The following is a 26126-nucleotide window of genomic DNA, read 5'->3' as shown; positions in this document are numbered from 1 at the left end:
AGCGTTCTGTTCAATAAAAGTAGGGTGCAATCCAGGGAAAAGCCAGCGCGACGACGACGAGCTTGGCGACGATCAGGAACAACCATTTGTAGGCTCGGTTGACCTTGGGCAGTGCGCAGACCTCGCCAGGGGCGCAAGTGGTGACCGGGCGCCAAATGCGTCGCCATGCCAAAAATAGCGCCAGCAAGGCTGCGCCAATGAACAACGGTTGGTAGGGTTCAAGCAGCGTCAGCTGGCTAATCCAGGCGCCAGAGATCCCCAGCGTGATCAAAACCAGAGGCCCCAGGCAACAGGTGGAAGCCAGCAAGGCAGCCAGACCGCCTGCCAGCAAAGGCTTTAGGCCACTTGATGCTGGGCTGATTTCGGGGGGGATTTGCGGTGATGTGGATGACATGGGCTAAGCTTGGCACCGTACCAAGGTACGGAGTCAAGCCCCATGAAATCTGCACACCCTGAACTCACTATCGGCGCCCTGGCCACACAGGCCGTTGTCAATGTAGAAACGATCCGTTTCTACCAACGCAAAGGACTGATGCACGAGCCGGCTCGCCCGCTAGGCAGCGTGCGCCGCTATGGCGCGGTCGATCTGGCCCGGGTCCGGTTCATCAAATCTGCCCAACGACTGGGCTTTAGCCTGGATGAGATCGCCCAGCTTCTCAAACTTGAGGACGGCACCCATTGCGACGAAGCGCGCGAGCAGGCGCAGCATAAGTTGGTTGACGTGCGGGCGAAATTGGCCGATTTGCAGGGCATGGAGGCCGCACTTGCCGCCTTGGTGGAGCGTTGCTGCTCCGCGCGGGGGCAGGTGAAGTGTCCCTTGATCGACACGTTGCACGGGCAGGGCTGAGCATGCCGCTACCATTGGTTTTTACTTTCAATCTTTCGGAGACTTCAGCATGAGCATTCAAACAGTCGGCATTATTGGCGCGGGCACCATGGGCAATGGCATTGCACAGTTGTGCGCCGTGTCAGGCATCAACGTGATCATGGTCGACATCTCGGACGCCGCCGTGGCCAAAGGGCTGGCCACCGTCTCGGGCAGCCTGGAGCGCCTGATCAAGAAAGAGAAGATCACCCCGGCCGACCGCGACGCGGCACTGGCCCGCATCAAGGGCAGCACCAGCTATGACGACCTGAAGTCGGCGCAGTTGGTCATTGAAGCGGCCACTGAAAACTTCGCGCTCAAAGTCAAAATTTTGAAGCAGATTGATGCACTGGTCGCGCCCGAGGTCATCATTGCCTCCAACACGTCGTCCATCTCCATTACTCAACTGGCCGCCATCACCAGCCGCGCGGACCGCTTTATTGGCATGCATTTCTTCAACCCCGTGCCTTTGATGGCGCTGGTGGAGATTATTCGTGGCCTGCAAACCAGCGACGCGACCCACGACGCCGTGCAAGCCATGGCCAAGGCGTTGGGCAAGACGCCCATCACCGTCAAAAATGCGCCCGGCTTTGTGGTCAACCGCATTTTGGTGCCCATGATCAATGAAGCATTCTTTGTGCTGGGCGAAGGCTTGGCCACCCCCGAAGACATCGACGCGGGCATGAAGCTGGGCTGCAACCAGCCCATCGGCCCACTGGCCTTGGCCGACATGATTGGCCTGGACGTGTGCCTGGCCGTGATGGACGTCTACCTGAGCGAGTTCGGTGACAGCAAATACCGCCCCGCTCCTTTGCTGAAAGAAATGGTCGCCGCTGGCCGCTTGGGCCGCAAGACCGGGCAGGGCGTCTACGCCTACTGAGCGTCAACGCGGCATGCGACTGATCGGTGGTGTTATGTGAGCGCCGTTCAAACCCGCTTGGCCACCTTGGCCGATTTGGATGCGGTGGCGGCGCTGTTCGATGCCTATCGCCAGTTCTACGACCAAGCGCCTGACTTGGCGGGTGCGCGGCGTTTTTTGAATGAGCGGTTGCTCAACAATGAGTCGGTGCTGTTGCCGGCCGAAGACGCCGCCGCCGGGCAGGCGCTGGGGTTTTGTCAGCTTTACCCCAGCTTCTGCTCAGTTGAGGCCGCGTCCATTTACACCCTGTATGACTTGTTTGTTGTCCCGCAGGCCAGGCGAAGCGGCGTGGGCCGTGCGCTGCTGCTGACTGCCGAAGCGCAGGCCGTGGCCGGCGGCAAAGTGCGCATGGACCTCACCACCGCCCGGACCAACCATGCGGCACAGTCGATGTACGCATCTTTGGGTTGGGTGCGCGATGACGTTTTTTTGGCCTACAGCAAACGCCTTGCAGACTGAGCCGGCGTTCAGAGCGGCTGAGCCAGAGTGATGGCCCCAATGATGGCTTCGTTCAGCTGGATTTTCGCCAGCTCAAGCGCAGTTTGACCTTCAAGTGGCGTCGCCATGGCCAGGCCACCACCGGCTACAAACAGCTCCACTGCCAATTGGTCGCTGCGACGGATGGCGGCAAAAAACTGCCCTTGGTCGAAGTATTGAAACCCCAACGCTGTCAGCTCTTTGCGAGCATTCAGGGCCGACAGGCCCATCGGTGAAGCTTTGCCGGGCGTTGTCCCTGGCTCGTTGTCCAATGACTGGGGCAGGGTGTGGACAAACTCCTGAAGCACGAGATCACTGTCGCTGGTTGGTTTGGCGGCCTTTCCTTCACGGCGGCGCGGCACCCGTTGGGCGTCCAGCAGCAACTCGATATGGGCAAACACCTCATAACGCGAAAACGGCTTTTTCAAGAAATCGTCGGCCCCGATGCGGTGGGCGTAAAACTGTTCCGTGGCGTGTTCGTTGCCGCTGATCATGATGACCGGGATGTACTGCGTGGTCGGGTCCTTCCGAATGGCGCGCAAAGCGTTGAACCCGTTCATGCCGGGCAACACAATGTCCAAAAAGATCAGGTCAGGGGGTTCCTCGGCCAGCATCTCCAAGCCTCGTTCAGCATTAGGTGCTTCTCGGGTGACATAGCCGGCAGAGCGAAGAATCTTGCGCAGTGCTGCCAGCACAGTGGGCGAGTCGTCTATGAGAAGAGCGGATACCCCTTGACGCGCATCGCGACGAGTGCGTTGGCGGCGGTCAGGCGTCGCGCCGGTTGAGACGGGTAGCGGTTTCCGGGCGTTGGCCTTGAATCGGTCAAAGATGCTCATGCGATGGAGAGGGTGCTTGGCTGCGGCAGGGGCACCGCGGAAGCCGAATTGTGCGCTACCCCGTCCTGTTTGTGTGCGACATTTCCCTGCTCAGGTCGCCGCGCCGCTGTAAAAGCAGCGCGCGCACGCTTGGCGGTAGCGTTGATTGCCGCCAATCAAGACTTGGTCACCGGCGGTCACGCGCCGGCCTTCTTCATCCAGACGCATGTTCATGGTCGACTTGCGCCCGCAGGCGCATATGGCCTTGATTTCCTGAATATCCTCGGCCAGCGCCAGCAAGTGGGTGGCCCCTTCAAACGGCTCGCCCTGAAAGTCGGTGCGCAGGCCAAAACACATCACCGGCACATTTTCCACGGCCGCCACCTGGTGCAGTTGTTGCACCTGGGCTTTGGTCAAAAACTGCGCCTCGTCAATCAGGATGCAGGACACTCCTTCGTACCAGGCCGGTTGGGCGCGAAAGTTGGTTTGCGCATCAAAGGTCAGCGCCGGGCTTTGCGCACCCAGGCGCGACGCAATCACCCCGGTACCGGCCCGGTGGTCGATCGCGGCGGTAAACAAAAGCACCCGGCGGTCACTCTCGCCGTAGTTGTACGCAATCTGCAGCAGCTGGGTGGACTTGCCTGCATTCATGCTGGCGTAGCGAAAGTGGAGTTTGGCGCCCATTCAAATGGCTCCTGTGCGGGGAGGTTGCCTCATGGGGGCGGTGCAGTGCGAGGTTGAGGTCATGGGTTGATTTTCATAGCCAAATCCGCATCTGGTTAAGTAAATACGGGCGAAAGACGCTATCAATATAAGAGCGACTGGTGGGCGGACCTCAGGCATGCAGGCGGGTGCGCCACAAGACGTCGGGCTGACACTATAGAGGCATTGCGCGTGAAAAACCAATTGGCCACCCAGCGGTTCCGCCATTTGCCGTCGAGCACGTCTTGGCCAGATGTCCCTTATTTTGAATTAACAAATATTCATAAAAAATGGAAATTACTGTAATTTCAGACAATACTGAAAACTCAGAAAGAGCCGCACCATGACCTTCCTTCCATAACCCAGCGCTTTGTCTTGCACTCTGGCGAGATGGGCAGTCGGTGGGGCATTAACTGCATGGTGGGCTGCAACTGCGTGATCGTGCGGGCCAATTCAACGCCGAGGGAAGTGGGTCGGTGGGGACCATCCAGTGCCGTGTAGATCAAGGGCAGACCCTGTGCGCGCAGATCGTTCGCAAAGTGCCGCATGGCGCTCAAAAAGACGGCAATGCGCTGCTTGCTGGACCACAGATGCGTGGACTCTTCTGTGACCTCGGCCATCCACACAAGGTCTTGCGCAGGATCGACATCTTGCAGCGCTGAGGATTGAAGATCGAGTTGGTCACCCAACACGATGACCAGATTTCGGACCCTAGCGGGCAGCGGGGGTGTGTTTTGCAGGGCTTCAGGTTTGGGCATCATTTTTTTGTTTTGGTTTTTTGGTCCGGCACGCGTCCGAGCAGTACAACACCGAATCCCAATTCTTGGCCCAGGCTTTGCGCCAAGTCATGGTGCGCCCGCAGACGGCGCACAGCTTGCTGGGCAGGGATTGCTTGTTGCCTTTGAAATCATTTTTCATGGTGCCAATCCTCCCGTCGATCAGGCGAACAAATCACCTTGGCGAGACGGCTGGGAGGGTTTGACAGCCGCCCTCTTGAGAGCCACCTTGCGCCCCTGTCCCGAGGGCGGAAGTCCACCCTGGCGTGAGCCATGGCGTGCCAGCACATCCTTCGCCGCTTCGCGCAGTTCTTGGCTTTGGCGCAGCGCATACATGCGCTCTTTGGCGCTCGTCATGGCGGTCTTGTCATCCACGATGGGTGTCGGGTAGTCCTCCCCCAAGAGGCATCCCGCCATGCGCTGCACACTCACATCCATCTTTCACGGTTCGGCCAGGTAGGGGAGCGGCACGCGTGCCAATTCAGGCACCCAGCGGCGAATAAAGTGACCGACAGGGTCCTGATCTTTCGCTTGCTTGGTTGGCGAGTACATGCGCAGCGTGTTGATACCTGACGTACCGCTTTGCATCTGCATTTGGCTCCAGTGAATGCCGGGTTCGTAGTCCAGAAACTGCCGCGCCAGAAACAGACCGGTGGGCCGCCAGTGCAGCCATAGGTGATAGCTGGCAAAGCTGACCAACATGGCCCGCATGCGGAAATTGAGCCAGCCTGTGGCGACCAAAGAGCGCATGCAGGCGTCCACCATCGGGTAGCCGGTGCGGCCTTGGCACCAGGCCAGAAAGTGGGCCTCATTGAATTCGTCTTCCCGCAAACCGTCGAAAGCGCGGGCAAAGTTGTGGAATTCAATGTCGGGTTCATCTTCCAGTTTTTGCATGAAATGGCAATGCCAGCGCAGCCGCCCGGAAAAACCGCGCAACGCATAGGCCAAGGCGCGGTCAGGCGTGTGGCCAATCGCCACTTCAGTGGCCTGATGCACGGTTCTCATGGAGAGTGTTCCAAACGCCAGGTGCGGACTTAGTCGGCTGCAACCCTCTTCGGCGCTCAAGGGGCTGGACAGTGCTTTGCGGTAGTCGTAGCCGCGCACTTGCAGGAAACTTTTTAACGTGTGCCGCGCGGCCTTCTCGCCGGCGGCCTGCAATTTCTTTCCATGCGGCGAAAACCCCAGGCTTGTCAGCGTGGGCAGTTCGGGCAAGTCCAGTGAGGTCGCAGCCGTAAACCCCCCTTGCAGCAGATGCAAAGGCGCATTCATGCGAGCCTGCCAACGTGCGGCCCAACCCGAGCGGTTGCGCAAGCGGCGCACCACACCGGTCTGGGTGAATTCTTGCCATTCAACACCCGCGGACTTGCACCACAACGCGACTTGCATATCGCGCCCATACGACCAGCCGGGGCCTGTCTCTTCGTGGTTCAGCAGGTGGGTGTACCCCACCTCTTGGTGCAGTTGAGACAGCACGGCAACGGCAGACCCCACGCGCACCAGCAGGGGCAATCCGATTTGCGCCAGGGCGATACGCAATTCAGCCAGGCAGCACAGCGCATGGTCCACATGGCTGGCATCGCACTCCGGGCTCTCCATCCATTCGGGTTCGATCACAAAGAGGGCGAGGGCATCGGCATGCGATTGCGCAGCCACCAAGGCGGCATGGTCGTGGATGCGCAGGTCGCGCTTGAACCAGATCAGGGCTCGTTGCCTGGTCATCGCCGCCTCGCTTGCTACTGCCGACTGTGTGTGGCACGGTGGCGAAATACTTGGTCACCGCGCAGCGCCGCATGCTTTGTGCGGCGTCCCGCCATCCGCTTGCGCCACATCTGAAAGGAAGACGCCTTCATGTGGCGGCGCATCAGGGCAACCACGGCAGACTCATTCAAACCAAACTGGCTCTCAATCGCCTCGAAAGGGGTGCGGTCTTCCCAAGCCATCTCTACGATGCGAGAGACATTTGCTTCGCAAGGCAGCAAGATAGGGAGCGGGTTGGCAATCGTCATGATCAGGGGGTGCACATTGTTGAAGGACATGTCATCGGAGGACTCCTGCCGCACCGACGATGCAGCTGGCGCTGGCAGTCAAGGTCAGCCCCAAGCGCATGGGCAGCCACTCTTGCGCCTGAAAGCGCGGGTAAATCACGCGATCAGCAGCGAAGCATGCCCAGAGCAGTCCCGCAATGACAAGCAGTCCCAGAGCGGGGCTGACCATGAGTGCAACCCATGCAACCAGACTGGGGGCGACACCCCAGCCCAGCAACGCAAGGGATTGACGGGACGCATCGCGCATGGCCAGACCCCAGTGGATCGCGCCGAGAAAACTGGCAATCACTGCCCCGTACCCCAGCAGCGCCGATCCGCAGAAAGCACGGTAGGCTGGGTCAGCCACCCATGTGGCCAGCGCCAGAAAGGTGAACGGCACCAACCCCCCGTAGCCCATGCGCTTGGCCCAGGCGGACGGAACGGAGTGGTTGGGTGAACTCATCTAGGATCCGGTTCCTTGGCGATCTGATCCGATTCGGGAGTGACTGCCGCCTCAGCATTGGACCTGGCTGGCCGACACATCGCCACGCCGTCCCATTGTTGCCCACACCAGCACAGGCCTTGTGCATCGATCATGCAGGTGCCTGTTCCGCAGCAGCGTTCGTCGTCTTCCATGGCAAATCTCGCTTGGTGAGGGTGGTTAGTTGAGTGGGTTTAAAGCCAAGTTGCTGATCTGAGGTGTCGCAACAGTGCTTGGTGCCAAATTCTCACAGAATTGGCATTCCATCCCCAGTTTGAGGGCTTTGCGCGCGGCATCAATGCGCGCGTACTGGAGGCGGGCAGCCTGACTCCTCTCGAATCCAGTCGACAAAGAGTTGCACCGCCCGTGGCCGACGTTTGCGCTCGGGTAGGACGAGGTAGTAGCCGAGGTCGGACACCACCGTGGCAGCTCCTACGGGGCAGAGGAGCCCCTGTGTGATCAGGTCGTCGACCAGGTGGCGCCAACCAATGGCCACGCCCTGGCCGGCCAGGGCCGCTTGAATCAGCAGGGTGTAGTTGTCAAAGCTCAGCGGCGAAAAGGTAGGGGCCTGCGTGAGGCCCAGTGCTTTCAGTAAGGTAGGCCAGTCGTACCAGCGCTTGCCGGTGTTGGCCTTGAGTTGTAGCAGTGGCAGGGTGAGCAGTTGTTCGAGCGAGGGGGTGGCCAGGCCGTGCAACAGGCGGGGGCTGCACACGGGCAGCGCTTCTTCGCGAAACAGCAAGTGGGATTCGGCGTGTTTGACGTGCCCGTCCCCGAAAACCATGCTCAGGTCCGCATCGATGGGCGGTGCGGCCACGCTGCGATTGCCCGTGAGCAGGTTCACATCAATGTGCGGGTACTGCTGGTGAAAGCGGGGCAGGCGCGGCATGAGCCAGTAGGCGGCAAACGCAAAGTCGGTGGCCACCCGCAGCACGTCTTGCAGGGGCTGGGAGCGCACGGCCTGCACGCCCAAATCGAGCGACTCCAGCCCGCGTTGCACATGGGCTAGCAGCAACAGGCCTTGTGGCGTCAGCTTCAAGCCACGGTACACGCGCTCAAACAAAGCGGTGCCCAGCGATTCCTCCAGGCGCTTGATGTGTTGGCTGATGGCGGGCTGCGTGGTGCCCAGCACCTGTGCGGCGGCCGTGAAGCTGAGCAGTCGGGCGCAGACATCAAAGGTGCGCAGCAACTCCAGCGGCACGGAGGGGATCGCCCGGGGAATAGCGGTAGGGGTGTTTGCCACAAGCCAGCATTATCCAAAGCATTCGAGCTACCGGGGTTTACGCCCATGCTGTAGCGCGAGATCATGGTTGATTGCCCTGCCTGCAGGCTTATGTGATTTACCGCAGGACTTCTCCCCCCCCCCATGACTACCCAACGCCCCAATATTTTGTTCATCATGGCCGACCAGATGGCCGACCAGATGGCCGACCAGATGGCCGCGCCTTTGCTGCCGCTGCATGACAGCCAGTCTCCCATTCACATGCCGAACCTGAGCGCGCTGGCCGCGGATGCGGTCGTGTTTGACTCGGCGTACTGCAACAGCCCGCTCTGCGCGCCGTCTCGCTTCAGTCTGGTCAGCGGTCAATTGCCTTCGCGCATTGGCGCGTACGACAACGCCGCAGACTTGCCCGCCGACGTGCCCACCTATGCGCATTACCTGCGTGCGCAGGGCTACCGCACGGCGCTGTCGGGCAAGATGCACTTTTGCGGGCCAGACCAGTTGCATGGCTATGAAGAGCGCCTGACCAGTGACATTTACCCTGCCGACTACGGCTGGTCGGTGAACTGGGACGCACCGGATGAGCGCCTGAGTTGGTACCACAACATGGCCTCTGTGCTGCAAGCCGGCCCCTGTGTTCGCAGCAATCAGCTCGACTTTGACGAAGAGGTGGTCTTCAAGGCCCGCCAGTACCTGTTTGACCATGTGCGCAACACGCCCTCGCAACCGTTTTGCCTGACGGTGTCGATGACCCACCCCCATGACCCGTACACGATTCCCCAAAAGTTCTGGGACCTGTACAACGATGAAGACGTGCCCCTGCCGCGCCATACCCTGGCCCAAGACGTGCAAGACCCTCACGCCCAGCGCCTGCTCAAGGTCATCGATCTGTGGGGCAAAACCATGCCGGACGAGGCCATCAAACACGCGCGGCGCGCCTACTTTGGCGCGTGCAGCTATATCGACGACAACATTGGAAAACTGGTCGAAACCTTGAACGAGTGCGGCCTGGGTGAGGACACGATCATCGTGTTCTCGGGCGACCACGGCGACATGCTGGGCGAGCGCGGCCTGTGGTTCAAGATGCATTGGTTCGAAATGGCGGCGCGGGTGCCCCTGCTCATTCACGCACCCAAGCGCTTTTCGGCGCGCAAGGTGGCGGCCAGTGTGTCTACCATCGACCTGCTGCCCACTTTCGTGGCCTTGACTGGCGGGCAACTGGACCCCACGCTGGCGCTGGATGGTCGCTCGCTGTTGCCGTACCTGCAAGGTGAGGCGGGGCATGACGAGGTGATTGGTGAGTACATGGGGGAGGGCACACGAACGCCGTTGCTGATGATTCGCCGCGGAGACTACAAATTCATTTACGCCAGCGACGACCCCTGTCTGCTGTTCAATCTACAAGCTGACCCGCACGAGTTGTGCAATCTGGCTGATTCGCCTGAGCACCAATCGGTGCGAGACGATTTTTTGGCCGAGGTGGCTCAGCGCTGGGACTTGCCCGCCCTGCATGCGCAGGTGCTGGCCAGTCAACGTCGCCGCCGCTTTGTGGCCGGCGCCCTGTCGAAAGGCCGGCTCACCAGTTGGGACCACCAACCCATGGTGGACGCCAGTCAGCAGTACATGCGCAACCATATTGACCTGGACGATCTGGAAAAACGCGCGCGGTTTCCCACGCCCTGAGACGATTTCGCCGCTTCAGTGAGTTTGTTGTTTTATGAACATCAAAAGTGGCTTCTGCCCCTTAAAAAAAAGCGGTAGCAGCTATTCATAACGTAGCAAATCCGCGCCTTTGATTTGATTCATAGCACCCGCCTGGTGTTGTGCTCGTCTGTGACTGCAGGGGTTGGGTGTTGATCGTGCCAACTCGGCCTTGTTTCTGCGGTAAGGTTGCCCCTTTTAGCTAGCTTCCAGAATCAAGGATCGACCATGATGTCAGACAAACGCGAGGTGGTGTACGGCACCGAGTACCTACTGATCAGCCTGTGCAACTCTGTGACCAAGGTCCTGAATATCGCCACACTGGGGGAAACCCAGTATTCCGGCATGGTTCAGCGCATTTCCAAGATTGGGCTCAAGCCCGACATCGGTTGCTTTGTGCTGTTTGATGGCGGCTTCAATGGCCTGGTGGTGCTGAACTTCGAGGGTAAGACCGCCATGGAGATTTACACCAAGTACATGCTCAACATGGGCATGCCCGCGGACGAGTTGGCCAAGTCTCACACCTCAGACGAGGTGAGTAATATTCTGGGCGAGCTGATGAACCAGATCGTGGGCGACTTCACCGGCAAGATTCGCCGTGAACTTCAAACCAATATCACCCAGAACCAGCCCAAAATGCTGGTGCTCAACAAGCAGGTGATGCTCAGTGTGGACACGCCGCTGGACCGGCCGGAAATGCGCCGCGTGACGTTCTACACCGAGAGCAACAATATCTTTTACTTGGAACTGGCCATCGACCGCACCGAGTTCATCAAGTTGGTGGATTTTGATGTGAACGAGGTGCCCGACCCGGACGCCCTGATCGCCATGGAGGACGCCAGACAAGGCGCGCCCAGCGTGTCGCCTGCCACCGCTACGGAGGTTGACGACAACGAAGCCCTGATGCGCTCGCTGGGCATGTAACTCACTTCGCCTCCACTTAATCGACCTTTGCCACGGCAACCCAACACTTCATCATGAACATTCACCTGAGTTTGACCCCTTTGATCTCCTTGGTGGCCGGGATTTTGATCTTGGTCATGCCTAAATTGCTGAACATCATCGTCGCCATTTACCTCATTGTCATCGGCGTCATTGGCTTGGTTGGCCCCAGGATGCTGTCATTTAACTGATCATTCTTAGGCAGGTACGGCGTACCTGCTGCACCGGCCGGCCAAGGCGTGATTGAGGTTATTCCTGGCCTTAGCCCATGTGCTGTATGCGTAGGCAGCTATCGATTAAATAGCTGAATTTCCAGCCTTCCCATCAAATCACTCTCTTGCGAAGGCCATGGCTCTGCGGTGTCGACACGTCTTGCGAGCCCCTGCGCAGATGATTTTTGCCTGCTGATGGCCAATGGTAATGAAAACTATTATCGTTCGCATAATTGATTTCAGCAGGAGTGTGTTTCATGATTGTGTGTGTCTGCCATCGCGTCAGTGACAAGGCCATTGCGCAGTGCGCGCGTTCGGGCGCCAGCTTTGACGACATTCAATTGGAGTTTGGTGTGGCCACGCAATGCGGTCAGTGCGAGCAGGGTGCGCGCCGCATCTGGGCCGAGTGCTGCCCCTCCACCACCCTTGCGCATCTGCGCAATGAAAACACGCCACCTGCCTCGCTCATCGCCTGACCAACGGCTGCACTGACTTCAATGCCGCGTAAGTGGCTTCAGTGCAGCCTGGCTGTCTTATCGGCCTCGCGGGCTTCACCGCCGGCCCAATCTCCCTTCCAAAGAAAGAACCCCCATGAATTTTCGTCACACCACGCTCGCCCTGTCCATTGCCCTGGGCGCTCTGGCGGTAAGTGCCACGCCAGCGCAAGCGCAAGCGGCTACACCCACGGCCAGCGCGGCGGCTTCTGTGAACATGAAAGCCGTGGTGGGCCACTATGGCGCGTTGGTGCACGCCACCTACAGCGACACATTGGCGGCTACGCGAGACATGCAGAGCGCGATTGCCGCTTTTGTGAAAACCCCGTCGGCTGACACCTTGGCGGCAGCCCGCACCAGCTGGTTGGGGGCCCGCGAGTTCTAAGGCCAAACCGAGGCCTTTCGGTTTTACGGTGGCCCGGTGGATGACGACAACGGCCCAGAAGGCCGCATGAATGCCTGGCCCATGGACGAGGCTTATGTGGACGCGGTTGAAGGCAAGCCGCAATCCGGCCTCATCAACAACCCCAAATTCAAGATCACCAAAGCCAATCTGGCCAAGTTCAACGAACGCGGCGGCGAGGAAAACATCAGCACCGGTTGGCACGCCATCGAGTTTTTGCTGTGGGGGCAAGACCGCAGCGAGACCGGCCCCGGTGACCGCTCGTTCACCGACTATGTGGACGGCAAAGCCCTCAATGCCAACCGCCGTCGCCAGTACCTGACGGTGTCGACAGCCTTGTTGGTGGACGATCTCTCCGCCATCACCGCGCAGTGGACGCCAGGCGCCAAAAACTATCGCGCCCAATTTGAAAAAGGCGATAAGGAATCGGTGCGGAAAATCATCGTCGGTCTGGGGTCTCTCTCTCGCGGCGAGTTGGCCGGCGAGCGCATGGAAGTGGCGCTGAATTCGCAGGATCAGGAAGACGAACACTCCTGCTTTTCCGACAACACCCACCGCGACATCGTGAACAACGCTAAAGGTATCCAGAACGTGTGGCTGGGCCAGTTCAAACGGCGCGACGGCACCCTGTTGCAAGGCCCCGGCGTGGCCGATCTGGTCGCGTTAAGCCAGCCTGAGGTGGCTGCCCAAACCAGCGCCCAGTTGGCCACCTCGGTGGCAGCTGCGGAAGCCACGGCGCCGTTTGACCGTGCTGTGATTGGCGGCAAAGACGCGCCAGGTCGTGTGCGCATTCAGGCCACCATTGACAGCCTGGTGGCGCAATCCAAGTTGCTGGTCACCTCCGCCACCGCGGTGGGCATCGTCAAGCTGAACCTGGCACAGCCTTGAGTTGTTCATGGCTTTGAAAATATTGTCGCTCCGCCGCCTGGCGGTGGTCGCCACGCTATTGGTCGGCGGCCTGAGTGCCGTCTGGCTGCAAGCGGGCGAAAACCCGGACCCCTTGGGCGAGAAAACCGGTGGTGCGACCACGGTGTACGCCAGCGGCAAAAACGCCTTCTCATTCCCTTTGGCCACGCTAGAGGACGAAGAGCGCACCCGCTTTGCCATTGGCAACTCCTTTTTCAAGCGCAACTGGATCGAGGCACCGGCCTCGACCACCGCGCGTGACGGACTCGGCCCGCATTTCATTTCCCGCGCTTGTGCTGGCTGCCATTTGCTGGATGGGCGCGGTGCGCCGCCGGACTGGTCGCGCACGTTGGGGCCAGACCCTGACCCCACAGTGGCGCTGTTGCTGCGTCTCTCCGTGCCCGGCACACCCGGGCCACACGCGGGTGTGGTGCCAGAGCCCACCTACGGCGACCAGTTCAACAACGCCGCCATTCCCGGCGTCAAGCCCGAAGGCCGGGTAGAAATCACCAGCCAACCCATTCACGGCCGCTTTGCCGATGGCACGCGCTACATCTTGCAGCAGCCCAGTTACCACTTGGTCGATCTGGGTTATGGCCCCATGGCCGCCAACGTGATGGTGAGCCCGCGCATTGCACCGCAGCTCCCCGGCGTGGGCTTGTTGGAGGCCATTCCTGAGGCCGACATTGAAGCCAATGCACGCACTCAGGCGGCCTCAGCAGGCCCCGTCAAAGGGCAGGTCAACCGCGTGTGGGATGCGTTTGCAAAGGCCGAGCGCGTGGGCCGGTTCGGCTGGAAAGCCAATGTGGCCAGTCTGGCGCACCAGACGGCAGGCGCGTTCAACGGCGACATGGGCATTACCACCAGCGTGTTCCCGCAAGAGGGCTGCACCGCCGTGCAGGCAGATTGCCTGGCCGCGCCCAGTGGCGGCCCCACCCAGGGCAAGGCACCCGAGATTGACGACGACAACCTGGCCCAAGTGGTGTTTTACCAAGCCACTCTGGCCCCGGTCGCGCGCCGCCAGGTCAAAGACTCGCAAGTGCTGCGCGGCCAGGCCTTGTTTGCGCAAGCCCAGTGCACCGCCTGCCACCGCCCCAGTTATGTGACCGGCGAGGAGCCGTTTCCGCCGTTGACCAGCGCCAAACTGGCGCGCCAGCGGATTTGGCCCTATACCGACTTGCTGTTGCATGACATGGGCGCCGCGCTGGCCGATGGCCGGCCTGACTTTCAGGCCAGCGGCACCCAGTGGAAAACGCCACCGCTGTGGGGTGTGGGCTTGATCAAGTCGGTGAATGGCCACCAGCGTCTGCTGCACGACGGCCGCGCCAACGGGGTGTTGGAAGCCGTGCTGTGGCATGGTGGCGAGGCCAAACCGGCCCAGGAACAGGTCCTGAAAATGAGCCAGGCTGAGCGCCAGGCCTTGGTCAAATTTGTGGAGTCGCTTTGAACTTTGTGAATCGTTTACCAACTGCGGCCACGCTGGTGTTCGCCCTGTGCGGCGCCAGCTTGTGCGCTGCCCAAACCGCAACCCCAATCGGCGCGCCGGTGTATGCGCCCGTGAACGCCATGCCTTTCTATGGCCTGGAAGACGCCGTACAGGGCATCTATGCCTTCCAGATTCCACCACTGGCGCAGCGTATTCGGGCGCAAAGCGCGCAGCTGGTTCAAGAGACGGACAGCTTCTGTCAGGGCGACACCACCCTTGGTGGCCGTGCGCAGCCAGTGGCAAAACACACAGGTGAGCTGGGAGGTCTTGCTGACGCCGTCAGTCGGCCCCTTGGTGTCGCGGCGTTCGCAGCGCCAGATTGATTTCTGGCCAACCCGTCCCGAACTCATCGCTCGCGCCCTCAAGACCGACCCGCAAACCTTGGTGGACATGGAGCGTGTCGGCACGCCCGCCAAAGGCCTGCCGGCCATGGACTGGATGCTGGCGCAGTGGGCTGCGCCAGGGCAGGGCAAGCCGAGTGCCCGTGACTGCCGGTTTGTGAGTCTGGTGGCACAAGGTATTGCTGAAGAAGCGCTGGCACTGGAAAGCGAGTTCGCGACGCTGGCGACCAAAGACTGGGCTAGTTCGCCCGATGAGGCCACGGCCGCCATGGCCGAGTGGGTGAACCAGTGGTTGGCCGGCCTGGAGCGCCTGCGCTGGGCGCACATCGAAAAACCCATCGTCACCCATCAAACCAGTCAGGCCGACAAAAAGGGCGCGCAGATTATGTTCGCCCGGATCAGCCGCGGGAGTAATCTGGCCGGCTGGCAGGCGCAGTGGCACAACTTGCTGACGCAGGCGCGTTTGACCGAGGCGCAGTACCGCAATCCACCGCCCCTTGGCCAAGCCTTGGTTCCGATTGAAGCCCTGTTGTTGGGCAAAGGGCACCTTGCGCTGGCGGGGCGTTGGGCAGCCGCGCTGGACAAGGTCAGCGCGGCCATGGCGGGGCTCAAGCCGCAGGCCAGCACCGCGGAGTTGTTGGCGGTGACGCAGTTGATGAAAGCAGTCACCGTGCTGTTTCAAAACGAAGTGGCCACTGCGCTGGATATTCCACTGGGGTTTTCGGATGCCGATGGCGACTGAGCGCACTCCCATTACCCCTTCGCGGCGGACCTGGCTGAGCCAGGCTGTTTTGGCGGGACTCGGTCCCTGGCTGGGAAACCCGGTTTGGGCCAGCCCAATTGAGGCCCCGACCACGCTGCTCGCCACCTGGCAAACGCCGGATGCCCATCACATTGGTCTGGTGGATGTGGCTGCAAAGCGGTGGCGCGTGAATCGCTCGCTGGCGGTGCCCACCCGCGCCCATGGGGTGATGGTGGAAAGCAGCGACAGCGTGCTGGCCCTGGCCCGGCGCCCTGGCGACTGGCTGCTGCGCTGGCATCCCCGCACCGGCGAAACGCAGTGGCATTGGATCGGGGGTGAGCGCCGGTTCAACGGCCATGTGGTCGCCAGCCCGCAGGGCGACACCCTGTGGACGACCGAAACTGATCTGGAAACCGCACAAGGCCGCCTCGGCGTGCGTGACAGCCGTAGCCTGGAAAAAACAGACGAATGGGCCACCCACGGCATGGACCCGCACGCCTTGATGGTGCTGCCGCAGGCGTTGGGCCGCATTCCCGCAGGCAGCCTGATGGTGGCCAACGGTGGCATTTCCGCGTTGCCGGAGACCGGTCGCGCCAAACACGACTTGGGGCGCATGGATGCGTCACTGGTCGCCTTGAATCCACAGACCGGCGCGGTGCTAGGGCAATGGCGGCTGGTGGACTCCTATCTGAGCATTCGCCACTTCGCCTGGGACGCGGTCTCTAAACGAGTGGGTATTGCCCTGCAGTCTGAAAACCCTGACGGGGCACAGCGGCAAAGTGCTCCGGTGTTGGCGGTTTGGGACGGGGAACAGCTTCTGCCGTCCGTGGGGCAGCCTGTTTTGCAGGGCTATGGTGGCGACATTTGCGCCCGCCCCGGTGGCGGCTTTGTGGTGAGCTGCCCACGTGCCAACGCCTTGGCATTGTTCACCCCGGCCTCGGCTTGGTCTGTGAATCTGCCTCACCGCGACACCTGTGCGCTGGTGGCTCAAGGCGACCAATGGTGGGCAAGCGGGCCGGACGGCATCTTGAGCGTGGCACCGCATCACGACAATGAGGTGGCCCTGGCTGCGGCGCCCGAAGAACGACTTCAGTTTGACAACCATTGGCAAATCTGGCCCCTAGCGTGAAAGCGCTTCGCCCGGTTTGACGAACTGCGCTGAAGCGGCGTATCGTTTCCCTGTTTAACCTCTACTCCAACACCAAAAAAGGAAATCCCTATGACCGGCGACAAACAAGCCATTGGCCACCTGCAGGCGCAACTGAAAAACGAGCTGACCGCCATCAACCAGTACTTTGTGCACTACCGCATGCTCAAGCATTGGGGCTTTAAGAAGCTGGCGAAAAAGGAATACGCCGAATCGATTGGCGAGATGAAGCACGCGGACCTGCTCATGGACCGCATCTTCATGCTTGACGGACTGCCCAATCTGCAAGACCTGGGCAAGATCAACATTGGTGAAGATGTGCCCGAGATTTTGGCCAGTGACCTCGCGCTGGAGCGTGGCGCCCAAGCCACCATCAAGGACGGCATTGCCTACGCCGAGAGCGTGCGTGACTATGTGTCCCGCGACCTGCTGTTGAAAATCCTGGACGACACCGAAGCGCACGTTGACTTTCTGGAAATCCAGATTGAACTCATTGCCAAAGTAGGGTTGCAAAACTACCAGCAAAGCATCATGGGTGAGATCGAGTAAGCTGGCGGCCTGGACGGTACTTCTGTAAAGAAAATAGGGCGCGAGAGCCCGTGTTTCCTGCGGAAGCCACTCTTTTTTCAATAGCAAAACAGGCCGCAGAATGCGCTCTCTAAAAGAGGGGGTTGGCGGTCTCGTGAAGGATTCTTGTGATCAAGTTTTACTACAACACCGCGCCTAACCCGGCCAAAGTCGCCCTGTTTCTGGAAGAGGCGGGCCTTCCCTATGAAGTGCTCCCGGTGGACACTCGCAAAGGCGAGCAACATGCCCCAGCCTTCACTGCGCTCAATCCCAACGCCAAGGTGCCCGCCATTGAAGACGATGGCGTGGTGGTGTTTGACAGCAATGCCATCCTGCTTTATCTGGCTGAGAAGACGGGCCAGTTTCTGCCCGCCAACCGCCCACAAGACCGCGCCAACATGCTGTCCTGGTTGATGTTTGTGGCCAGCGGCATTGGACCTTTTTCCGGCCAGGCCGTGCACTTCAAACACTTTGCGCCCCAGCCCCAAGAGTACGGGGTCAACCGCTTCGATTTTGAAGCGTGGCGCCACTGGACGATTCTGAACGAGCACCTCGCCACCCACCACTTCATGCTGGGTGATGACTACACGCTGGTTGACATGGCGGTCTGGGGCTGGGCCCGCGCTGCACCCTTTGTGTTGGGTGCCGACGCCTGGGACAAGCTGCCTCACGTCAAACGCCTGCTCGACGAAATCAACGCTCGGCCTGCCGCCCAACGCGCTGAAGCGCTCAAAACCAAGTTCACCTTCAAGGCCGAGATGGATGACGACGCCCGCAAAGCCATGTTCCCGCAAAACGACCGCCTCAAGGCGTGACAGGAGCCGGCGCTTGACTGGTCTTCTGGAACCCGGGCCCGGTGCGGCGCCTGACAAACCCAACGCCCGCACCGAAGCCGCGCTGGCGCGCTTGAGAGCCGCTATGCGCGACATCGAGGCCGAGGTGGCGGCGCACCATGGCGTCTACCCCTACAACCATGGGCGGGTCACCCAGTCCGAGTTGTGCCGCCGGGCCGATGTGAAGAAAGCCACGCTGCAAAACCCCGTGCACAAAGACACCACGCGGGTCGAAATCATGGCCTGGCTGGACACCCTTGCCGGGCAACTGAGCGAAACCCGCGACAGCACCCGCGAACGCGTGACCGCCGCGGCCGATGACCTGAGTGCGCAGGTGCAGGAACTCACCCAGTTGCTGCAAGCCAGCCAGGCCGAACTGGCGGCATTGCGCCAGGAGCACGCCGAACTGACACAAGCACTGCAACAGGCCCGCAGCGGCGCCACTTTCAATGCAGTGCCGCCACGCGGCTGAAGGCCCCATTGCGCAGGGTCTTTCGCTTGAAGGCATCATCGTCGCATGACTCACCTACTTTCATCCGGCTTCACCGCTGTGGTTGTTGGCGCCAGCGGCGCCATCGGACAAGCGTGGCTGGCCGAGCTGCAGGCTGACCCGCGGTGCGCGCGAGCGGTGGGTCTGTCACGCCACAGCACCCCCTCGCTGGTGCTGGAGGACGAAGCCAGTTTGGCGGTCTGCGCCAAAAGCCTGGCCGCCATCGGGCCACTGCACCTCGTGCTCGATGCCACGGGGGCGCTGCATATCGATGGCCGAGGACCGGAGAAGCGGTTGGATGAACTGGACGGCGCTGCGCTTTTGCGCGCCATGCAAGTCAATGCTGTGGGGCCGGCCTTGCTGATCAAGCACTTGGCGCCCCTGCTGGCCACGGGCCAGCGGGTGGTCTGGGCCAAGTTGTCGGCCCGGGTGGGCAGTATTGAGGACAACCACAAGGGCGGCTGGTATGGCTACCGCGCCTCCAAGGCCGCCCTCAATATGTTCCTGCAAACAGCAGCCATCGAACTGGCCCGAAAGCGCCCGCTGGCTGTGGTGGCCGCTTTGCAGCCAGGCACGGTGCGTTCTCGCCTTAGTCAACCCTTTGTGGGCGACCAAGCGCTGGACCCGCAGGTCTCCGCTCAACGGCTTCTGGCCGTACTGGATACTCTGGCCCCCTCAGGCCGCGCCCACTTTGTGGACCACCTGGGGCAGGCGATTCCCTGGTAGGCCGGCATTCCGGCAGCCACCAGGCTGCGGCGCCCGACACCCACGCCTTTGTCGAGATGGCTATTCGCTTCCGCTCCAAATGTGTCTCAGCACATCAAACGCACAGGCAATGCCGGGCTCTTGGCGGCGTTCAGCCAGCGAGATAAAGCTCAGCGAGCAGGGAATCTCCAACGTGCTGTTGACCACCACGCCGTTGCGGTGTTTCTCGGCCAGCGCCACGGAATCGCGGCTCAGGCTCAAGCCCACGCCCGAACGCACCATGGCGAGCATGGAGCTTTCCTGATCCACCATGGCTACGTAATTGGGGGATGTGCCAAGCGGCGCAAAGACCGTTTTCAGGAGCCGATGGTGCACCGACTCGGCCACGGTGCCGACCCAGGGCAGCGGCGCCAAGGCCTCCCAGCTCTTGTCCACGACTCGGCTCTCCCAGCCTGGCGGCGCAATCACCCGATAAGAAAACTGAGTGAGCATTTTTTGAAAGAAAACTGGATCGTTGCTGACGGTCGCCGGCAAGGGTCCCAGAAAGAATCCCGCATCGACGATGTCATGCAAGATCCAATCCGCCACGTTGCCACTCATACCTTGGCGCAGCTCCTTGCCGAGCATGGGAGCGGCCTCTACCAATCCACTCAAAAACGCGCCCAAGCGGGTGAACTCTGGATCGATCACTGTACCGATTCGAAGCTTGCCCCGGACGTGGCCATGCATGTGGTGAATGGTGCGCTGCAAGTCACCCATGGCGTTGAGTACCTGCGTCGCTTTGACATGAAGCGCCAGGCCGTCGGCGGTCAAATCCAGCCCCTTGGCGGTGCGGGTGAACAGCTTCAGGCCGGTCTGCTCGCCCAGTTGTTGCAAACGCAGGCTTAACGCCGGTTGGGTCATGTGAAGCACATCGGCCGCGCGGGTGACATTGCCAACCTCGGCGACGGTGGCAAAACACTGCAAAGTCTTAAAGTCGATCTGACGGCTCACATTATTAGTTTTTCAAATAAAGATCGGTCAATTATTCATTGGATGTCGATGTGGGTCAAGCCTAGACTCCGCTCAAAAACACACTAGGAGACTTATTTTGACCCCCTCAAACATCGATCACTATATCAATGGGCAAATCATCTCTGGCGCCAGTGGTCGCCAGCAAGATGTGTACAACCCCGCCAGTGGCGAGGTAACTGGCCGCGTTTCGCTGGCCAGCTCGGACGAAGTCAGCCTGGCGGTCGCGGCTGCTCAAGCCGCGTTCCCGGCTTGGAGCGCGATGCCCCCCATCCGTCGTGCGAGGTTGATGAACAATTTCCTTGGCTTGCTCAACAAAAACAAAGACGCCTTGGCCCGTGCCATCACACTGGAACACGGCAAAGTGTTCACCGATGCGGTGGGCGAAGTCGAGCGCGGCATCGACATCGTCGAATTCGCCTGTGGCATTCCCCAATTGCTCAAAGGGGACTACACCGAGCAGGTGTCCACCGGTATCGACAACTGGACCTTGCGCCAACCGCTGGGCGTGGTGGCCGGCATCACGCCGTTCAACTTTCCTGTGATGGTGCCCATGTGGATGTTTCCGGTCGCGATTGCGGCGGGCAACACCTTCGTACTCAAGCCTTCGCCGACAGACCCAAGCGCGTCGATGATGTACGCCGACCTGATGAAGCAGGCAGGTTTTCCGGATGGCGTGTTCAATGTGGTCCACGGTGACAAGGTGGCAGTCGATGCGCTGCTGGTGCACCCGGACGTGAAGGCCATCAGCTTTGTGGGTTCCACACCCATTGCCAATTACATCTACGAGACCGGTGCTCACCATGGCAAGCGCGTGCAAGCGCTGGGCGGCGCCAAGAACCACATGCTGGTCATGCCCGATGCAGACCTTGAGAAAACGGTGGATGCCTTGATGGGCGCCGCCTACGGATCGGCCGGAGAGCGTTGCATGGCCATCTCGGTGGCCACCCTGGTGGGCGACGTGGCCGACAAGATCGTGCCAATGATCGCCGAGCGTCTGAAGTCGCTCAAAGTCAAAAACGGTATCGAGCTGGACGCCGAGATGGGTCCTATCGTCAGCGCCGCTGCCCACGCCCGCATCACCGACTACATCGCCTCCGGCGTTGAAGACGGCGCCACGCTGGTGACCGATGGCCGGGGCCTGACAGTTCCGGGCCATGAGAAAGGTTTCTTCATGGGCGGCACCTTGTTCGACAACGTCACGTCTGAGATGAAGATCTACAAGGAAGAAATTTTCGGCCCTGTGCTGGTGTGCGTTCGCGTCGCGAACTTCGCTGAAGGGTTGGACCTCATCAACGCCCACGAATTCGGCAATGGCGTAAGTCTGTTCACCCGTGATGGCAACGCCGCCCGCGAGTTTGCACGGCGCGTGCAGGTGGGCATGGTGGGCGTGAATGTGCCGATTCCCGTGCCCATGGCCTGGCACGGCTTTGGCGGCTGGAAGAAGAGTCTGTTTGGTGACATGCACGCCTATGGCGAAGAGGGCGTGCGCTTCTACACCAAGCAGAAATCGGTGATGCAGCGTTGGCCAGAGAGTATTGCCAAGGGTGCCGAGTTCACCATGCCTGTGGCACGCTAAAGGAGTCCGCCGTGAGCGCCACTGAATACGACTACATCATTGTGGGCGCTGGCACGGCTGGCTGCCTGCTGGCGAACCGGCTGAGTGCCGATCCAGACAAAAAGGTCTTGTTGTTGGAAGCCGGCAAGAAGGACAACTACCTGTGGATTCACATTCCGGTGGGTTATCTGTATTGCATTGGCAACCCGCGCACTGACTGGCTCTACCAGACCGAGCCCGATGCCGGACTGAATGGGCGCCGACTGGGCTACCCGCGTGGCAAGACGCTGGGGGGCTGCTCGTCGATCAACGGCATGATTTACATGCGGGGTCAGGCCCGCGACTACGACAGCTGGGCCGCACAAACCGGGTTGCCGGACTGGACTTGGGAGAATTCCCTGCCCGACTTCATGGCGCATGAAAACCACTACCGGCTGGACGCGGGGTCGGATTCATTGACGACGGATGGCGGCGGGTTTCGCCAACGTCACGGCCATGGCGGCGAGTGGCGTGTGGAGAAGCAGCGCCTGCGCTGGGACATTCTGGAGTCCTTTGCCGACGCGGCGGTTGAGGCCGGTATTGAACGCACCGCTGACTTCAACCAGGGCGACAACGCGGGTGTGGGCTATTTCGAAGTGAACCAGAAATCGGGCTGGCGCTGGAATGCCTCCAAAGCATTTTTGCGCCCGGTGCAGTCGCGCCCCAACCTCACCATCTGGACCGAAGCCCATGTGCAGAAGCTGAATTTCAGAACCGGCACCGGTCAACCGGTGTGTATTGGTGCGCAGGTCTTGCACCAAGGACAGAAGGTCGATGTGTCGGCCCGTGCCGAGGTCATTCTCTCGGCCGGTGCTATTGGCTCGCCCCAAATTCTCCAGCTCTCGGGCATTGGTGACGCCACGCACCTGCGCCAGCTCAACATTCCCGTGGTGATGGATTTGCCGGCCGTTGGCGCCAACCTGCAAGACCATTTGCAGATTCGGGCAGTCTACAAAGTGCAAGGTGCCAAAACGCTCAACACGCTGGCCAACAGCCTGTGGGGCAAGGCCATGATTGGCATGGAGTACCTGTTCAAGCGCTCGGGGCCCATGAGCATGTCACCCAGTCAGCTGGGCGCGTTCACCAAGTCGGATCCGTCGCAACCTTACGCAAACCTCGAATACCACGTGCAACCGCTGAGCCTGGGTGCGTTTGGCGAGGACTTGCACAACTTTCCGGCCTTCACAGCCAGTGTCTGCAACTTGAATCCGACCAGCCGGGGCACGGTGCGCATCATCTCGCCCCAAGCGGCGCAGGCGCCTGCCATTGCGCCCAACTACCTGAGCACTGACGAAGACCGGCGCATTGCGGCTGAGAGTTTGCGCCAGGTGCGCCAAATCGTCAGCCAACCGGCTCTGGCCAAGTACCAGCCGGTGGAGTGGAAGCCGGGCATCGAGTTCCAGTCTGACGAAGCACTGGCCAAGCTGGCCGGTGACATTGCCAACACCATATTTCACCCGGTGGGCACCGCAAAGATGGGGCGGGAAGACGACCCCACAGCGGTGGTCGACCCCTTTCTTCGGGTGCGCGGTGTCAAGCGGCTTCGAGTGGTCGACGCCAGTGTCATGCCAACGATCACCAGTGGCAACACCAACTCGCCGACTTTGATGATTGCGGAAAAAGCCGCTCGCTGGATTCAGCAAGCGCAGGCGTACGAGGCTGCGCACAGCTCGTCCCTTTGACTACTTTCATCGTCAACCCGCTCTCTAATATTTGCTGTGAACCATCAACGCCATGATTGCATCAGACACCTCCTTACTTCCCCTACGCGATGTCAAAGTTGTTGACTTTGGCCAATACATGGCGGGCCCCGCCGTGGCCATGATCCTGGCGGATCTGGGGGCCACCGTGGTGCATATTGATCCTCCGGGCGGCCCTTTGTGGAAGACCCCGGCCAACGCGACGCTGAACCGAAACAAACTCATCGTCACGCTGGACCTCAAGACCCCGCAGGGGCTGGAGCAGGCGCTGGCGCTGATTGAAGAGGCCGACATTCTGGTGGAGAACTTTCGACCCGGGGTGATGTCCCGCATGGGCATTGACCTGGCCACCCTGCGCGTGGCGCGTCCTGAGCTGATCACTCTCTCCATTCCCGGTTTTGCCTCCAACGACGAATTGCGCCGCGACTGGCGTGCGTTTGAAAGCGTGATTGCTGCCCAGTCGGGTGTGTTCACCGACATGGGCTTGAACCGCGTGCTGATGGGCATCAACCCCTCGTTTTCGCCGCTGCCGCTGGCGTCAGCCTACGGCACCATGCTCGCGGCGTCCGCCGTGGTGCTGGCCCTGCAGGCGCGAGAGCGCACCGGGCTGGGTGATCAGGTGGAGGTGCCACTGGCATCGGCGGTCATGGAGGGCCTGAGCTACAACTCCATCAAGATTGACAATTACCCTGAGCGCTACAAGACACAGCGCGAGAAAGAGATTGAGCGCCGGCGCACCGAAGGCCTGCCCATGAACCTGACGTATGACGATTTGCAGGAGTTGCTCGACCCCTTTTACCGCAGCTACAAATGCAAAGATGGCCGCATGTTTTATGTGGTGTGCCCCAGCCACAAGCACCACGCCAAGCGCTGCTTGCAGGCGTTGGGCTTGTATGACGAACTGGTGGCCGAAGGCCTGAGCGAGGAAGAGGACACCTATCTGCCCCTTAGCGAGTGGAAAAGCGATGTTTCGTTGGGTGTCTATCCTTTGCCCAAAGCCTGGGCCGACCGGATTTCCGTGCGCATGAAAAACGTGTTCATGACCCGCACGGCCAAGGAGTGGGAGCGCATTTTTGGGCGCGGCAAATTTCCCGGCGCCCCCCACCGCTGGTTGCAGGAGTGGATCAATGACGACCATGCGGAAACTGCTGGCCTGATGATTGAAGTGGACGACCCCGAGTACGGCCCCATGACCCAACCCGGCCCCATGGTCTGGTTGGAGGAAAGTGCGGCTGCCATGGTTCACCCCAAAGCGCGTCGCGCGGTGAGCTATGACGAGGCTTTGAGAGTCTTGTCGGCCATTGAGACCAAGCTGCCCCGGGTGCGACAGAAAAATGCCCGCGATGGGTGGTTGGATGGGGTTCGCATTCTGGACCTTTGCAACGTGATTGCCGGGCCCCATTCGGTGGCCTATCTGGCGCGTTTTGGGGCCAAGGTGATCAAGCTTGACCCCGCCAAGCCGTTTTACGATTGCTGGAATACGGTCATCTTCGGTATGTCGCACATGCGGGGCAAACGCTCCATGCTGACGGACATCACCCAGCCAGAAGGCCGAGCGATTTTGGAGGCGCTGGTCAAAGCCAGCGACGTCATTGTCTGGAACGCGCCAGACCGGCAAGTCCAGTCCATGGGGCTGGATACCGAGAGTCTAAAAAAGCTCAACCCCGATGCCATTTTCTGCAAGCTCGACTGTTTCAGCGGCCCGCTGCCCGGCCCGCGTTCCGGCTACCTGGGGTACGACGATCTGGTGCAAGCCACGACCGGCATCATGACCCGATTCGGTGGCTCGATGGACACGCCCGAGGAACATGCGCACGTGGGCACGATTGACGTGATGTGTGGCTTTGGCGGCTCATTGGGCATTGCGGCGGCGCTCTACCAGAAGCTCAAAACCGGGCGCACCGGGCGCCCGCGCACCTCGCTGTCCGCTTTGAGCAATCTGGCGCAACTGCCGTTTTGCTACGACTACGCCCGCCGCGGTCTGTTCGATGAGCCGGCCGGCCGCGAAGTGGTGGGACACGACGCTTTATCGCGCTTTTACTACACCTCGTCCGACCGCTTTGTGCTGCTTAGCGCTTATGAGGCCGACTTGCCGCGTCTGGAGCAGGTGCCGGGGCTGGAGGGCATCTCTCAAGTGCCCGCCGACGGGCGTGCGGCGTTTTTGGCACAGGCCTTCATGGGCGCCCGTGCTGCCGACTGGGTGGAGCGACTGCAGGCCGCCGACATCGGTGCGTCGATTTGTGAAAACTTGGAAACCATTCGCGCCTACAACAGCCGCCCGGCCGACGGCACACCAGGTACGGAGCAAGGCAGTTACGCCTTTTCGGTATTTGCGGACCATCCCAGCGGCCATACCGTCACTCAGTTAGACCCTTTCGCGGTGCGCCCGCGTCGCGGCAAGATTTATGCGCTGGAATCGGCCGAAAAATACGGCGCGTCGACCCGTGCCGTGCTGCAGGAGTTGGGCCACAGTGAGGAGCAGATCGACGCCTTGATGGCAGCTGGTGTTGTGAGTGAAAGTTGGAGCGCAAGCTACCTGCCCACCTAATGCAGCGGCGCCTGGCATGCGTC

General features: G+C 60.7%; 29 protein-coding genes and 1 pseudogene. 19 read left to right on the top strand and 11 right to left on the bottom strand.

Annotation, left to right across the window (positions count from 1 at the left end):
• Positions 1-10: 10 nt before the first annotated feature.
• A complete protein-coding gene (gene merT / locus J8G15_RS13835; protein ID WP_210542732.1) occupies positions 11-394 on the bottom strand; it encodes a mercuric ion transporter MerT in 384 nt (127 codons plus the stop codon).
• Between the two features lie 42 nt (positions 395-436).
• On the opposite strand from merT, the gene merR reads away from it, so the two are divergent.
• Genes merR through J8G15_RS13820 form a run of 3 tightly spaced genes read left to right on the top strand, consistent with a single transcriptional unit; the run spans position 437 to position 2243 of the window.
• A complete protein-coding gene (merR, locus tag J8G15_RS13830; RefSeq protein ID WP_210542731.1) occupies positions 437-847 on the top strand; it encodes an Hg(II)-responsive transcriptional regulator in 411 nt (136 codons plus the stop codon).
• A gap of 49 nt (positions 848-896) precedes the next feature.
• On the top strand, positions 897-1745 hold the full coding sequence (locus J8G15_RS13825; protein ID WP_210542730.1) for a 3-hydroxybutyryl-CoA dehydrogenase: 849 nt from the start codon (positions 897-899) through the stop codon (positions 1743-1745).
• 36 nt (positions 1746-1781) lie between these two features.
• The gene (locus J8G15_RS13820) at positions 1782-2243 is read left to right on the top strand and encodes a GNAT family N-acetyltransferase (RefSeq protein ID WP_210542728.1); all 462 of its coding nucleotides are present in this window, start codon (positions 1782-1784) and stop codon (positions 2241-2243) included.
• A gap of 8 nt (positions 2244-2251) precedes the next feature.
• Here the strand turns inward: J8G15_RS13820 and J8G15_RS13815 are convergent, their stop codons facing one another.
• The 9 genes from J8G15_RS13815 to J8G15_RS13780 form a co-directional block, all read right to left on the bottom strand.
• The gene (locus tag J8G15_RS13815; RefSeq protein ID WP_210542726.1) at positions 2252-3097 is read right to left on the bottom strand and encodes a PleD family two-component system response regulator; all 846 of its coding nucleotides are present in this window, start codon (positions 3095-3097) and stop codon (positions 2252-2254) included.
• Between the two features lie 90 nt (positions 3098-3187).
• The gene (locus tag J8G15_RS13810; protein ID WP_210542725.1) at positions 3188-3760 is read right to left on the bottom strand and encodes a thymidine kinase; all 573 of its coding nucleotides are present in this window, start codon (positions 3758-3760) and stop codon (positions 3188-3190) included.
• A gap of 344 nt (positions 3761-4104) precedes the next feature.
• Positions 4105-4539 carry a cryptochrome/photolyase family protein gene (locus J8G15_RS13805; RefSeq protein ID WP_240538293.1) on the bottom strand — a complete coding sequence of 145 codons (435 nt, stop codon included), beginning with the start codon at positions 4537-4539 and terminating at the stop codon, positions 4105-4107.
• The gene (locus J8G15_RS13800; protein WP_210542723.1) at positions 4523-4696 is read right to left on the bottom strand and encodes a DUF2256 domain-containing protein; all 174 of its coding nucleotides are present in this window, start codon (positions 4694-4696) and stop codon (positions 4523-4525) included. The genes J8G15_RS13805 and J8G15_RS13800 overlap by 17 nt, the downstream gene beginning before the upstream one ends.
• Positions 4697-4716: 20 nt before the next feature.
• Entirely contained in the window at positions 4717-4992 is a 276-nt protein-coding gene (locus tag J8G15_RS21600) for an FAD-binding domain-containing protein (protein WP_240538291.1), read from the bottom strand.
• 3 nt (positions 4993-4995) lie between these two features.
• Positions 4996-6273, bottom strand: coding sequence for an FAD-binding domain-containing protein (locus tag J8G15_RS13795; RefSeq protein ID WP_240538288.1), 1278 nt, complete (start codon positions 6271-6273; stop codon positions 4996-4998).
• Positions 6274-6287: 14 nt separating this feature from the next.
• Positions 6288-6590: a TIGR03643 family protein gene (locus J8G15_RS13790; protein WP_240538286.1), complete on the bottom strand. Its 303-nt coding sequence runs from the start codon at positions 6588-6590 to the stop codon at positions 6288-6290.
• A gap of 1 nt (position 6591) precedes the next feature.
• On the bottom strand, positions 6592-7041 hold the full coding sequence (locus tag J8G15_RS13785; RefSeq protein WP_210542721.1) for a DUF3429 domain-containing protein: 450 nt from the start codon (positions 7039-7041) through the stop codon (positions 6592-6594).
• 313 nt (positions 7042-7354) lie between these two features.
• Entirely contained in the window at positions 7355-8299 is a 945-nt protein-coding gene (locus tag J8G15_RS13780; RefSeq protein ID WP_210542720.1) for a LysR substrate-binding domain-containing protein, read from the bottom strand.
• Positions 8300-8422: 123 nt separating this feature from the next.
• Between J8G15_RS13780 and betC the strand changes: the two genes are divergently transcribed.
• From betC to J8G15_RS13715, 13 genes and pseudogenes are all read left to right on the top strand, one after another.
• A complete protein-coding gene (betC, locus tag J8G15_RS13775) occupies positions 8423-9961 on the top strand; it encodes a choline-sulfatase (protein WP_210542718.1) in 1539 nt (512 codons plus the stop codon).
• Positions 9962-10207: 246 nt separating this feature from the next.
• A complete protein-coding gene (locus J8G15_RS13770) occupies positions 10208-10903 on the top strand; it encodes a DUF3334 family protein (RefSeq protein WP_210542716.1) in 696 nt (231 codons plus the stop codon).
• A gap of 53 nt (positions 10904-10956) precedes the next feature.
• The gene (locus J8G15_RS13765; protein ID WP_210542715.1) at positions 10957-11112 is read left to right on the top strand and encodes a DUF3096 domain-containing protein; all 156 of its coding nucleotides are present in this window, start codon (positions 10957-10959) and stop codon (positions 11110-11112) included.
• Between the two features lie 278 nt (positions 11113-11390).
• Positions 11391-11609 (top strand): bacterioferritin-associated ferredoxin, encoded by a 219-nt coding sequence (locus J8G15_RS13760; protein ID WP_210542712.1) that lies wholly within the window; start codon positions 11391-11393, stop codon positions 11607-11609.
• Positions 11610-11724: 115 nt separating this feature from the next.
• Positions 11725-12918, top strand: a pseudogene (locus J8G15_RS13755) (imelysin family protein).
• Between the two features lie 7 nt (positions 12919-12925).
• Positions 12926-14383, top strand: coding sequence for a di-heme oxidoredictase family protein (locus J8G15_RS13750; RefSeq protein ID WP_210542711.1), 1458 nt, complete (start codon positions 12926-12928; stop codon positions 14381-14383).
• Positions 14380-14745: a hypothetical protein gene (locus J8G15_RS13745; RefSeq protein WP_210542709.1), complete on the top strand. Its 366-nt coding sequence runs from the start codon at positions 14380-14382 to the stop codon at positions 14743-14745. The genes J8G15_RS13750 and J8G15_RS13745 overlap by 4 nt, the downstream gene beginning before the upstream one ends.
• Positions 14675-15505, top strand: coding sequence for a hypothetical protein (locus J8G15_RS13740; protein ID WP_210542707.1), 831 nt, complete (start codon positions 14675-14677; stop codon positions 15503-15505). The genes J8G15_RS13745 and J8G15_RS13740 overlap by 71 nt, the downstream gene beginning before the upstream one ends.
• Positions 15495-16634, top strand: a complete 1140-nt coding sequence (locus J8G15_RS13735) for a DUF1513 domain-containing protein (protein ID WP_210542704.1) — start codon at positions 15495-15497, stop codon at positions 16632-16634. The genes J8G15_RS13740 and J8G15_RS13735 overlap by 11 nt, the downstream gene beginning before the upstream one ends.
• A gap of 90 nt (positions 16635-16724) precedes the next feature.
• A complete protein-coding gene (bfr, locus tag J8G15_RS13730; protein WP_210542702.1) occupies positions 16725-17201 on the top strand; it encodes a bacterioferritin in 477 nt (158 codons plus the stop codon).
• Positions 17202-17347: 146 nt separating this feature from the next.
• A complete protein-coding gene (locus J8G15_RS13725; protein WP_210542700.1) occupies positions 17348-18034 on the top strand; it encodes a glutathione S-transferase family protein in 687 nt (228 codons plus the stop codon).
• Positions 18035-18047: 13 nt separating this feature from the next.
• Positions 18048-18524 (top strand): hypothetical protein, encoded by a 477-nt coding sequence (locus J8G15_RS13720; RefSeq protein WP_210542698.1) that lies wholly within the window; start codon positions 18048-18050, stop codon positions 18522-18524.
• Positions 18525-18569: 45 nt separating this feature from the next.
• Entirely contained in the window at positions 18570-19268 is a 699-nt protein-coding gene (locus J8G15_RS13715; RefSeq protein WP_210542697.1) for an SDR family NAD(P)-dependent oxidoreductase, read from the top strand.
• 60 nt (positions 19269-19328) lie between these two features.
• On the opposite strand, the gene J8G15_RS13710 is transcribed toward J8G15_RS13715, so the two are convergent.
• Positions 19329-20240 (bottom strand): LysR family transcriptional regulator, encoded by a 912-nt coding sequence (locus J8G15_RS13710; RefSeq protein WP_240538285.1) that lies wholly within the window; start codon positions 20238-20240, stop codon positions 19329-19331.
• A 97-nt stretch (positions 20241-20337) separates the two neighbouring features.
• On the opposite strand from J8G15_RS13710, the gene J8G15_RS13705 reads away from it, so the two are divergent.
• Genes J8G15_RS13705 through J8G15_RS13695 form a run of 3 tightly spaced genes read left to right on the top strand, consistent with a single transcriptional unit; the run spans position 20338 to position 26103 of the window.
• On the top strand, positions 20338-21837 hold the full coding sequence (locus J8G15_RS13705) for a CoA-acylating methylmalonate-semialdehyde dehydrogenase (protein ID WP_210542695.1): 1500 nt from the start codon (positions 20338-20340) through the stop codon (positions 21835-21837).
• A gap of 11 nt (positions 21838-21848) precedes the next feature.
• Positions 21849-23537: a GMC family oxidoreductase gene (locus J8G15_RS13700; protein ID WP_210542694.1), complete on the top strand. Its 1689-nt coding sequence runs from the start codon at positions 21849-21851 to the stop codon at positions 23535-23537.
• A gap of 52 nt (positions 23538-23589) precedes the next feature.
• The gene (locus tag J8G15_RS13695) at positions 23590-26103 is read left to right on the top strand and encodes a CoA transferase (RefSeq protein WP_210542693.1); all 2514 of its coding nucleotides are present in this window, start codon (positions 23590-23592) and stop codon (positions 26101-26103) included.
• Positions 26104-26126: the final 23 nt, after the last annotated feature.

Source organism: Rhodoferax sp. PAMC 29310 (assembly GCF_017948265.1).
Lineage (GTDB): Bacteria > Pseudomonadota > Gammaproteobacteria > Burkholderiales > Burkholderiaceae_C > Rhodoferax.
The sequence above is the reverse complement of the archived record's forward strand: the minus strand, read 5'-3'. Positions and strand labels throughout refer to the sequence as shown.

Excerpts from the sequence above, each read along its gene's own strand:
- J8G15_RS13735 (WP_210542704.1), top strand. The coding sequence starts at position 15,495 with ATGGCGACTGAGCGCACTCCCATTACCCCTTCGCGGCGGACCTGGCTG.
- merR (WP_210542731.1), top strand. The coding sequence starts at position 437 with ATGAAATCTGCACACCCTGAACTCACTATCGGCGCCCTGGCCACACAG.
- J8G15_RS13760 (WP_210542712.1), top strand. The coding sequence starts at position 11,391 with ATGATTGTGTGTGTCTGCCATCGCGTCAGTGACAAGGCCATTGCGCAG.
- J8G15_RS13790 (WP_240538286.1), bottom strand. The coding sequence starts at position 6,590 with ATGTCCTTCAACAATGTGCACCCCCTGATCATGACGATTGCCAACCCG.
- J8G15_RS13715 (WP_210542697.1), top strand. The coding sequence starts at position 18,570 with ATGACTCACCTACTTTCATCCGGCTTCACCGCTGTGGTTGTTGGCGCC.
- merT (WP_210542732.1), bottom strand. The coding sequence starts at position 394 with ATGTCATCCACATCACCGCAAATCCCCCCCGAAATCAGCCCAGCATCA.
- J8G15_RS13765 (WP_210542715.1), top strand. The coding sequence starts at position 10,957 with ATGAACATTCACCTGAGTTTGACCCCTTTGATCTCCTTGGTGGCCGGG.
- bfr (WP_210542702.1), top strand. The coding sequence starts at position 16,725 with ATGACCGGCGACAAACAAGCCATTGGCCACCTGCAGGCGCAACTGAAA.
- J8G15_RS13800 (WP_210542723.1), bottom strand. The coding sequence starts at position 4,696 with ATGAAAAATGATTTCAAAGGCAACAAGCAATCCCTGCCCAGCAAGCTG.
- J8G15_RS13695 (WP_210542693.1), top strand. The coding sequence starts at position 23,590 with ATGATTGCATCAGACACCTCCTTACTTCCCCTACGCGATGTCAAAGTT.
- J8G15_RS21600 (WP_240538291.1), bottom strand. The coding sequence starts at position 4,992 with ATGGATGTGAGTGTGCAGCGCATGGCGGGATGCCTCTTGGGGGAGGAC.
- J8G15_RS13825 (WP_210542730.1), top strand. The coding sequence starts at position 897 with ATGAGCATTCAAACAGTCGGCATTATTGGCGCGGGCACCATGGGCAAT.
- J8G15_RS13815 (WP_210542726.1), bottom strand. The coding sequence starts at position 3,097 with ATGAGCATCTTTGACCGATTCAAGGCCAACGCCCGGAAACCGCTACCC.
- J8G15_RS13785 (WP_210542721.1), bottom strand. The coding sequence starts at position 7,041 with ATGAGTTCACCCAACCACTCCGTTCCGTCCGCCTGGGCCAAGCGCATG.
- J8G15_RS13770 (WP_210542716.1), top strand. The coding sequence starts at position 10,208 with ATGATGTCAGACAAACGCGAGGTGGTGTACGGCACCGAGTACCTACTG.
- betC (WP_210542718.1), top strand. The coding sequence starts at position 8,423 with ATGACTACCCAACGCCCCAATATTTTGTTCATCATGGCCGACCAGATG.
- J8G15_RS13795 (WP_240538288.1), bottom strand. The coding sequence starts at position 6,273 with ATGACCAGGCAACGAGCCCTGATCTGGTTCAAGCGCGACCTGCGCATC.
- J8G15_RS13750 (WP_210542711.1), top strand. The coding sequence starts at position 12,926 with ATGGCTTTGAAAATATTGTCGCTCCGCCGCCTGGCGGTGGTCGCCACG.
- J8G15_RS13810 (WP_210542725.1), bottom strand. The coding sequence starts at position 3,760 with ATGGGCGCCAAACTCCACTTTCGCTACGCCAGCATGAATGCAGGCAAG.
- J8G15_RS13805 (WP_240538293.1), bottom strand. The coding sequence starts at position 4,539 with ATGATGCCCAAACCTGAAGCCCTGCAAAACACACCCCCGCTGCCCGCT.